Annotated in this window: 3 protein-coding genes; 1 reads left to right on the top strand and 2 read right to left on the bottom strand. The window is 76.1% G+C overall.

Annotated features, from left to right (window positions below; translation table 11 throughout):
* A partial coding sequence (locus DVA66_RS20035; protein WP_114561540.1) for a hypothetical protein occupies positions 1-612 on the bottom strand: 612 nt, incomplete at its 3' end.
* A 2-nt stretch (positions 613-614) separates the two neighbouring features.
* Positions 615-1,070, bottom strand: coding sequence for a helix-turn-helix domain-containing protein (locus tag DVA66_RS21820; RefSeq protein WP_232822094.1), 456 nt, complete (start codon positions 1,068-1,070; stop codon positions 615-617).
* Between the two features lie 174 nt (positions 1,071-1,244).
* On the opposite strand from DVA66_RS21820, the gene DVA66_RS21815 reads away from it, so the two are divergent.
* Positions 1,245-1,796 (top strand): hypothetical protein, encoded by a 552-nt coding sequence (locus DVA66_RS21815; protein ID WP_114561539.1) that lies wholly within the window; start codon positions 1,245-1,247, stop codon positions 1,794-1,796.
* Positions 1,797-1,815: the final 19 nt, after the last annotated feature.

Genomic DNA, 1,815 nt, shown 5'->3' with positions numbered 1-1,815 from the left:
CGGCGGGGTGGGCGCGGCCGCGCTGCTGGTGGTCGGCGAGGCGGGCGGGCGGCTGGCCGAGGTCTTGCGGGCCCGCGGGGTGGTGGTGGTCTTCGCGGTCGAGCGGCGCGGCTTCGGCTCGCCGTCCTCGGCCAGCCGGCTGGCGCGCTCGGCCGTCTCCTGCGCCCCGGTGCGGACCGGCTCGGTGGTCTCGGCCACCTTCTCCCCGGCCTCGCGGGCCTGCTCGGCCACGTCCTCGGCCACGTCACCGGCCTGCCCGCGGCCCTTGGTGAAGGCGGCCTTGCCGCGCTTCTGCAGCTCCTCGTAGACCTCGCCGGCCTCGGCCAGCCACTTCTCCAGCTGGGCCCGGGCCTCGTCGGGGAAGTGCTTGGCCTGGTCGGGGAGGGTGCGGGCCTGCTCGGGCAGCCCCACCACCCGCCGGCGCATCTCGGCGGCCTGGGCCTCGCGCCGCTCCCGCCGCGCCTTCGCGTCCTCGACCGCCGCCTCGTAGCGCTCGGTCGCCTTGGCGACGAGGTAGTCGGCGGCGCCGAGCGCGGCGTACAGCGTGTTGGTGGCGGCCTCGACCACCCGGTCGGTGTTGAGCTCGTTGGGGTCCTTGTTCTGCTCTGCCATGGTCACTCCTGGTCGGTGCGGGTGGACGGGTGGACGGGCGGCTCCTCCGGCGAGGGGCTCTCGGCCGGTGCGGCGTCGACGAAGGTGTCGTAGACGTCGAGCAGGACCTGCTTCTGGCGCCCGGTCAGGCGGGGGTCGGTCACGATCGCCCGGGGCACGGTGACGACCTCACCGGTGGGCGCGACGTGCTCGTCGGGGTCGAGCAGCCCGGCTCGCACGTACAGCGTCTCCGCCGACACCCGCAGCGCGGAGGCCAGCTGCTGCAGCACCTCCGCCGAGGGCCGGCGCAGGCCGCGCTCGATCTGGCTCAGGTAGGGGTTGGACACCCCGGCGGTGTCGGCCAGCTGGCGCAGCGAGACCCCGGCCTGCCGGCGCTGGGCGGCGATGAACTCACCCACCGTGCTGATCTGGTCGCCGAGCGGCTGGGTGAGCCGTCGGCGTCCGTTCCGGGTCGCCACGTCCTCCAGTGTGCTTGCTGGTGCTAGCAGAAGCAAGCATCCCGGGAGCGGCCGGCCGGTGGACCGCCCACCGGGTACCACCGTGGGCCCACCCGCCCCCGACCGCGGGCCGTTGTGGTGCCCCGGGAGCGGGGTTAGCGTCCGGGACGGACCAGCACCCGAGCAGGAGGACCCATGACCCAGCACAGCACCACCGGCAGCAGCGACCCCATCACCGGGGTGATGGGCGACCTGGTGCGCCGCGCCGTCCAGGACGGCATCGGACCGGTGACGCCGTCGCGCCCGTGGGCCCAGGACGTCCTGGACCGCGTCGGCGGGGACGTCGCGGCCGCCGTCGACCGGCTGGTCCAGCAGTCCACGGTGGCCGCCGCCTCGGCCGGCTTCCTCACCGGGGTGGGCGGACTGCTCACCGTCCCGGTCGCGCTGCCCGCCAACGTGGCCGGCTCGCTGGTGGTCAACGCCCGGATGGTAGGCGGCATCGCCCACGTCCGCGGCCATGACCTCGCCGACCCGGCCACCCTCGACCTCATCAGCACGCTCGTGCTCGGCGGCGGCGGTCCGCAGCGGCTGCTGGGCGAGCTCGGCAAGCGCTCGGGGGTGAAGCTGGCCAGCACCGTGCTGCGCGCGGTGCCGGTGGTCGGCGGGCTCGCCAACGGCGCCGCCGACGCCGCCCTGACCACCGCCCTCGGACGCAGCGCGGCCCGCGCCTTCCCGCAGCGCGGCTGAGCCGACCGGGCCCGCGGCG

The sequence above is a fragment of the Desertihabitans aurantiacus genome, assembly GCF_003344635.1.
Lineage (GTDB): Bacteria > Actinomycetota > Actinomycetes > Propionibacteriales > Propionibacteriaceae > Desertihabitans > Desertihabitans aurantiacus.
This window is presented reverse-complemented; position numbering and strand designations above follow the sequence as displayed.